The sequence below is a fragment of the Gallibacterium melopsittaci genome, assembly GCF_042433085.1.
In the GTDB taxonomy this organism is placed as follows: Bacteria; Pseudomonadota; Gammaproteobacteria; order Enterobacterales; family Pasteurellaceae; genus Gallibacterium; species Gallibacterium melopsittaci.
Window position 1 is genome coordinate 84,092 of record NZ_JBHLWA010000018.1, and the last position, 6,976, is coordinate 91,067.

Sequence of the window (6,976 nt, forward strand, 5' to 3'; positions counted from 1 at the left end):
TGCTGTTAAAAGACCCAGCATTTAGATGAATAAGTTATTTTTATTTGCGTTATCGCTCAAAAACAGCTAGTTTGAGTCATTATTTAATATAATTTTATCTCTTTTTTTCTTCTTCTTTTTTAACTCAACTGATCTTACAACGATCTATAAACCAATAAATTTCTTAAAATAAACTGCCATAAAGCCAAAATCGCGTTATAATGATGCGCTTTTGTGATACCTCGTTTTGTGTGCGGCTAACAAAAGTATTTTTAAGTTGAAAATACTTTTGCTAGTCGCAAACGGGTCATTACAAAACATCATTTTTTGTTTAATCTATTTTTTATAAGGAAAAAAGTTGTGACGCCAATTGTGAAACAATTTAAATACGGTCAACATACCGTAACATTAGAAACAGGTGCTATTGCACGTCAGGCAACTGCAGCAGTAATGGCAAGCATGGACGATACCAGTGTTTTTGTTACTGTTGTAGCCAAAAAAGAGGTTAAAGAAGGGCAAGATTTCTTCCCTTTAACCGTAAATTACCAAGAACGTAGCTATGCTGCTGGTCGTATTCCAGGCGGATTCTTTAAACGTGAAGGTCGCCCTTCTGAAGGTGAAACATTGATCGCTCGCTTGATCGATCGCCCAATTCGCCCTTTGTTCCCTGAAGGCTTCTTGAATGAAATTCAAATTATTGCAACCGTTGTTTCTGTGAATCCACAAATTAGTCCAGATCTTGTTGCAATGATCGGTGCTTCTGCTGCATTATCATTATCTGGTGTGCCATTTAATGGTCCAATCGGTGCAGCACGTGTTGGCTTCATTAATGATCAATTTGTACTTAACCCAACTATGGCTGAACAAAAACAAAGTCGTTTAGATTTAGTTGTTGCGGGTACAGATAAAGCCGTTTTAATGGTTGAATCAGAAGCAGATATTTTAACAGAAGAACAAATGTTGGCTGCGGTAGTTTTCGGCCATCAACAACAACAAGTAGTTATTGAAGCGATTAAAGAATTCACTGCAGAAGCAGGAAAACCTCGTTGGGAATGGCAAGCACCTACAAAAAATGAAGCCTTAATTAATCGTATTAAAGAACTTTCTGAAGCTCGTTTAGGTGAAGCCTATCGTATTACTGAAAAGCAAGCTCGTTATGAACAAATTGATGCGATCAAAGCAGAAGTTTGTGCCACTATTCTTGCTGAAAATAGTGAAGATGAAAGCATTACAGAAGGCAAAATCATTGACATTATTCACGAATTAGAAAGTCGTGTGGTACGTAGCCGTATTTTAGCAGGCGAACCTCGTATTGATGGTCGTACTGTGGATACTGTACGTGCATTAGATATTTGTACTGGCGTACTTCCTCGCACCCATGGTTCTGCTATCTTTACTCGAGGTGAAACTCAAGCATTAGCGATTACGACATTGGGTACTGAACGAGATGCACAAATTATTGATGAATTAACAGGTGAAAGAGCAGATCATTTCCTCTTCCACTACAACTTCCCTCCATATTCAGTAGGTGAAACTGGACAAATCGGTTCTCCAAAACGTCGTGAAATTGGACATGGTCGTTTAGCAAAACGTGGTGTAGCTGCTGTTATGCCAACCTTAGCTGAATTCCCTTATGTCGTTCGTGTTGTATCTGAAATCACTGAATCTAATGGTTCATCTTCAATGGCATCAGTGTGTGGTGCATCACTCTCATTAATGGACGCAGGTGTACCAATTAAAGCAGCTGTTGCAGGTATTGCAATGGGCTTAGTGAAAGAAGATGAAAAATTTGTTGTATTATCAGACATTCTTGGTGATGAAGACCATCTTGGTGATATGGACTTTAAAGTGGCTGGTACACGTACTGGGGTAACTGCATTACAAATGGATATCAAAATTGAAGGCATCACCCCTGAAATTATGCAGATTGCATTAAATCAAGCGAAAAGTGCCAGAATGCATATCCTGAACGTTATGGAACAAGCTATTCAAACCCCTCGTGCCGATATCTCTGATTTCGCTCCACGTATCCACACCATGAAGATCGATCCGAAGAAGATCAAAGATGTCATTGGTAAAGGTGGTGCTGTTATCCGTAGCTTAACTGAAGAAACAGGTACTTCAATCGATATTGATGATGATGGTACAGTGAAAATTGCCGCAACAGATAACAATGCTGCCAAAGCAGTAATGGCGAAAATTGAAGATATTGTTGCAGAAGTAGAAGTAAACAAAATCTATCAAGGTAAAGTAACACGTATTGTTGATTTCGGTGCATTTGTTTCTGTACTTGGCAACAAAGAAGGATTAGTTCATATTTCACAAATTTCTGAAGCTCGTGTAGAAAAAGTGACTGATTATCTACAAGTGGGCCAAGAAGTTACCGTGAAAGTAGTTGAAATTGATCGTCAAGGTCGTATCCGTTTAACAATGAAAGATTTACAACCAGCAAGTGAAACTTCATCACCTGTAACAGATGAAGAAAATGTTGTTGAAGAATCTTCAGTGGATGCATAATTAAGCAATGACGAATAACACCGTGATAAAAAATTTATCACGGTGTTTTTGCCAGTGATGTTGAGCTTAGTGCTAATTTAAAGGCAGTATCATGTGTCAGTTGCAGAAAAGAGTTTGTTCATTTTTTTATTTTCCTTTTTTCTCTCTATGTTTATTGATTGCAGGTTGTAGTACCTCACCGTTAAGCGTATTAGGAACAGATTCACAGCTTATCTTTTCAGATACCAAACCACAGGAACATCTGGATCAAGAGGTTGTGATTGCCAAACTCAGCCAAGTTTTGCAATTAGAGAAGATGAACCATGAAGATCGTGCTGCATTCTACTTCGAACGTGGCGTACTGTACGATAGTCTTGGTCTTTGGACGCTTTCTCGCTTTGATTTCTCTCAAGCGATCCAGCTCAAACCTAAAATGGCAGATGCTTACAATTACTTAGGAATCTACGCACTCATTGAGGGGGATTATGATGCAGCCATTGATTATTTTAATGCTGTGTTAACGATTGATCCTCATTATAGTTATGCTTTCTTTAATCGTGGCTTAAGTTTTTATTACTCTAATCGCTATACTGAAGCAGAGGATGATCTCCTAACCTTTTATCAGGAAGAAATAACCAATCCTTATCGTGTATTATGGCTATACTTTAATGAGTTAAAACAGAATCCAAATCAGGCTTTAGCCTTACTTAAACAACGTGCCAGTAAGTTATCCAATGAATATTGGGGAACAAATATCGTGCAATATTACTTAGATCAGATTTCACTTACTGAACTACGTGAAAGAATGAAAAAGTATGCAGAAAAATCTTCCTCACAATATGCAGAAGTATTAACGGAAACTTATTTTTATCTGGCAAAACAGCAATTAATGTTACATAACAAACAAGATGCAATCACGTTATTTAAACTCGCAATGGTGAATCAAGTTTATAGCTTTGTTGAATATCGTTTTGCATTGTTAGAGTTATTACGTTTAAGTGAAACTAAAGTGAAAGCACAAAACCAACCATAACAACACTTATTACAAAAAATTATTTATACTTTCGGTATTTACATGACAGAACAAACTTTAACCTTTGCAGATTTAGGTCTGCCAGAAACGCTTTTATCTGCAATTTCAGATTTAGGTTTTATCAATCCATCACCTATTCAACAATCTTGTATTCCTCATTTATTAAATGGAGAAGATGTTTTAGGTATGGCGCAAACAGGTAGTGGTAAAACTGCCGCCTTTGCACTGCCACTATTAACCCATATTGAGGTTGATAAAAAATATCCTCAATTACTTGTTATGGCACCAACTCGTGAGCTAGCCATTCAAGTTGCCGATGCTTGCGAACAGTTCGCGAAAAACTTAAAAGGCATCAACATTGTTACTGTATATGGTGGACAACGTTATGACATCCAGTTACGTGCATTAAAACAAGGTGCACAAGTTGTCGTTGGTACACCAGGGCGTATTTTAGATCATATTCGTCGTAAAACATTAGATTTAAGTGCTTTAAAAGCTATCGTGTTGGATGAAGCTGATGAAATGTTACGCATGGGCTTTATTGAAGATGTTGAAACCGTGATGGCTGAGTTACCAGAGCAACATCAAACCGCACTATTTTCGGCAACGATGCCAGAACCAATCCGTCGCATTACTCGCCGTTTTATGCGTAACCCACAAGAAATTAAAATTCAATCTACCCAACAAACTGCACCCGATATTACGCAATCTTATTGGTTAGTAAATGGATTTAAAAAAGGTGAAGCATTAGTTCGTTTCCTAGAAGTTGAAGAGTTTGATGCGGCGATTATTTTCGCGCGAACCAAAACAGCAACCCTAGAAATTACCGAACTCCTTGAAAGAAATAATTTCCGTTGTGCAGCATTAAATGGTGATATGACACAACAATTACGCGAACAAACCTTAGATAAATTACGTAACGGCCGTTTAGATATTCTGGTTGCAACAGATGTAGCTGCTCGTGGTATTGATATTGAACGTATTAGTTTAGTTGTCAATTATGATATTCCTCTCGATCCAGAATCTTACGTTCATCGAATTGGTCGTACAGGGCGTGCTGGGCGTGCTGGACGTGCATTATTATTTGTTGAGCCAAGAGAAAGACGCCATCTCCGCAATATTGAACGTTTAATGAAGAAAACGGTTGATGAGACACAAGTCCCAAATCACGAGCAATTACAAACAGTACGCCGTGAGAAATTTAGACAAAAAATTACTGCACAATTAGAACATCATGATCTAGAACTCTATCGCAGTTTACTTGAGGATATTTTTGCTGCGGACCAATCTCAAGAAGATATTGCAGCAGCAATGATGATGTTATTACAAGGTAAACAAAAGTTAATTCTACCGCCAGATCCTGAAATCAAACCAGTACGTAAAGAAAAAGAACGCCGTGAAAACCCTCGTTCTGCTGAACGTCGTGGAGCCAAAAATTATAATAGTATGCCAATGGATGTTTATCGCATCGAAGTTGGTCGTGCCGATGGGGTAGAAGTAGGGCATATCGTTGGTGCAATCGCTAATGAAGGAAATTTAAGTAGTCGTTATATAGGACATATTAAATTGTATGAACATCATGCAACTGTTGAGTTACCTATTGAAATGCCAAAAGGATTATTGCAACATTTCCAACGTACCTATGTCGTTGGTAAACCAATGAGAATGTCTTTATTAGAAGCGGCAACTATCAGTTCTGATGATAAACATCATTCATCACGTAAAAAATCACGTGAACGAGATAATGATTCTTTCAATAAAAAATCTCGTGCTGGAAAAGAACGAAAATTTAAAGAAAGTCGTAAAAAATTTGCTAATCATTAATTCGACTAGGGCTTGGTAACACAAGCCCTATTTTTCATCTCTAAGGAGAAATTATGCCTACATTAAATAAAGTGACCCAATTTGCTAGTCAATTAACAAATTATTGTGTTATCGAGATTTCTGGCGTAGATAGTCAAACTTTTTTACAAGGTCAGCTCACTTGTGATGTAGTAAAAATGCCAGACAATAGCTCTACACTTGCCGCACATTGTGATCCTAAAGGAAAAATGGTTTCACTTTTCCGTTTAATCAAATTTTCTTCTCAACAATTCTGGTTTATTTTTGAGAAAAGTTTACTACCTAGTGCATTGGATCAATTAAAAAAATATGCTGTATTCTCCAAAGTGAGTTTTATGGCAAAGGAACTCTCTATTTACGCATTTACTGCGGATCAATTACCAGAAGATCTCAGTGTTGATACTGAAGTTTATCAAACTGCAACCGATACCATTTTACATATCGCCGCACCAGAACAAGGGTATTATCTGTTATTAACAGAAACTCCTCGTAACTTCATTGAGGATCAAGATAAATGGAAAGCACTTCATATTCTTAATGGACAACCTCTATTTAATGCACAATCTCAAGGCGAATTTATTCCTCAAGCATTAAATTTACAATACTTAGAACGAGCAATTTCTTTTAGTAAAGGTTGTTATATTGGACAAGAAACGATTGCTCGAGCGAAATATCGTGGTGCAAATAAATTAGCTATGTTTACGCTTATCAGTGACACTCGAGAACAAGTTGACATTGGTAATGCGGTTGAAATGGCATTAGAAAGTGGTTGGCGTCGTACAGGTACAATTATTAATTTTACCTATAATGATCAACAAACTTGGCTTCAAGTTGTCCTTAATAAGGATATTTCATTAAATACCCTATTCCGCTTACACGAAAATGGCGCGACTTATCAAGTATTAGCCAATAAATTTATTGAAGAATAATTAATATTTCATCTTATTTATTCAACAAGCATAGCTATCTTGACTATGCTTTTTTAATATTCTTTCTAGCTTTATCGTATAAGGTATAAGGCTAATAAAAAGAAATATATAAAATAAGAAATAGATAAACCTAATTCCTAGTCAGGTTTAGTAATAAGACAAATACAAACAATACAATAAATTAAAAATTAGGAATTTAATTGGGAATAAAGAGATTTAAATAATGGCAGGGGCGGAGAGGCTCGAACTCCCAACACCCGGTTTTGGAGACCGGTGCTCTACCAATTGAACTACGCCCCTATTGGTATAATAAAGTGGCGGAACGGACGGGGCTCGAACCCGCGACCCCCTGCGTGACAGGCAGGTATTCTAACCAGCTGAACTACCGCTCCGCTAAATGGGGAAATTGGCGATGACCTACTCTCACATGGGAAATTCCCACACTACCATCGGCGTAACAACATTTCACTTCTGAGTTCGGCATGGATTCAGGTGGGCCTGTTGCACTATTATCGCCAAAAAATTCTTATTTTTTAAATACACTTCTAAAAAATATACTTAAAAAATAAAACCTGGCAGTGACCTACTCTCACATGGGAAGCTCCCACACTACCATCGGCGTGGCAACATTTCACTTCTGAGTTCGGCATGGATTCAGGTGGGCCTATTGCACTCTCGCCGCCAGGATAATTCGGCT

4 protein-coding genes, 2 tRNA genes and 2 rRNA genes are annotated in these 6,976 nt (G+C 37.6%); 4 read left to right on the forward strand and 4 right to left on the reverse strand.

Annotation, left to right across the window (positions count from 1 at the left end; translation table 11 throughout):
• The first annotated feature begins 339 nt into the window (after window positions 1–339).
• From pnp to ygfZ, 4 genes are all read left to right on the forward strand, one after another.
• Window positions 340–2,496 carry a polyribonucleotide nucleotidyltransferase gene (gene pnp / locus ACFFHT_RS04690; RefSeq protein ID WP_382373921.1) on the forward strand — a complete coding sequence of 719 codons (2,157 nt, stop codon included), beginning with the start codon at window positions 340–342 and terminating at the stop codon, window positions 2,494–2,496.
• 91 nt (window positions 2,497–2,587) lie between these two features.
• Entirely contained in the window at window positions 2,588–3,508 is a 921-nt protein-coding gene (gene nlpI / locus ACFFHT_RS04695; protein ID WP_382373923.1) for a lipoprotein NlpI, read from the forward strand.
• 42 nt (window positions 3,509–3,550) lie between these two features.
• Entirely contained in the window at window positions 3,551–5,332 is a 1,782-nt protein-coding gene (locus ACFFHT_RS04700; protein WP_382373925.1) for a DEAD/DEAH box helicase, read from the forward strand.
• Between the two features lie 71 nt (window positions 5,333–5,403).
• Window positions 5,404–6,279 carry a tRNA-modifying protein YgfZ gene (gene ygfZ, locus ACFFHT_RS04705; RefSeq protein WP_382373935.1) on the forward strand — a complete coding sequence of 292 codons (876 nt, stop codon included), beginning with the start codon at window positions 5,404–5,406 and terminating at the stop codon, window positions 6,277–6,279.
• 224 nt (window positions 6,280–6,503) lie between these two features.
• Here ygfZ and ACFFHT_RS04710 read toward each other — a convergent pair.
• The 4 genes from ACFFHT_RS04710 to rrf (ACFFHT_RS04725) form a co-directional block, all read right to left on the reverse strand.
• Window positions 6,504–6,579, reverse strand: a tRNA-Trp gene (locus tag ACFFHT_RS04710).
• Window positions 6,580–6,594: 15 nt separating this feature from the next.
• Window positions 6,595–6,671 (reverse strand) — tRNA-Asp (locus tag ACFFHT_RS04715).
• A gap of 12 nt (window positions 6,672–6,683) precedes the next feature.
• Window positions 6,684–6,799 (reverse strand): 5S ribosomal RNA (gene rrf, locus ACFFHT_RS04720).
• A 50-nt stretch (window positions 6,800–6,849) separates the two neighbouring features.
• Window positions 6,850–6,965 (reverse strand): 5S ribosomal RNA (rrf, locus tag ACFFHT_RS04725).
• Window positions 6,966–6,976: the final 11 nt, after the last annotated feature.

Coding starts and splice junctions, on each gene's coding strand:
- ACFFHT_RS04700 (WP_382373925.1), top strand. CDS start 3,551: ATGACAGAACAAACTTTAACCTTTGCAGATTTAGGTCTGCCAGAAACG.
- nlpI (WP_382373923.1), top strand. CDS start 2,588: ATGTGTCAGTTGCAGAAAAGAGTTTGTTCATTTTTTTATTTTCCTTTT.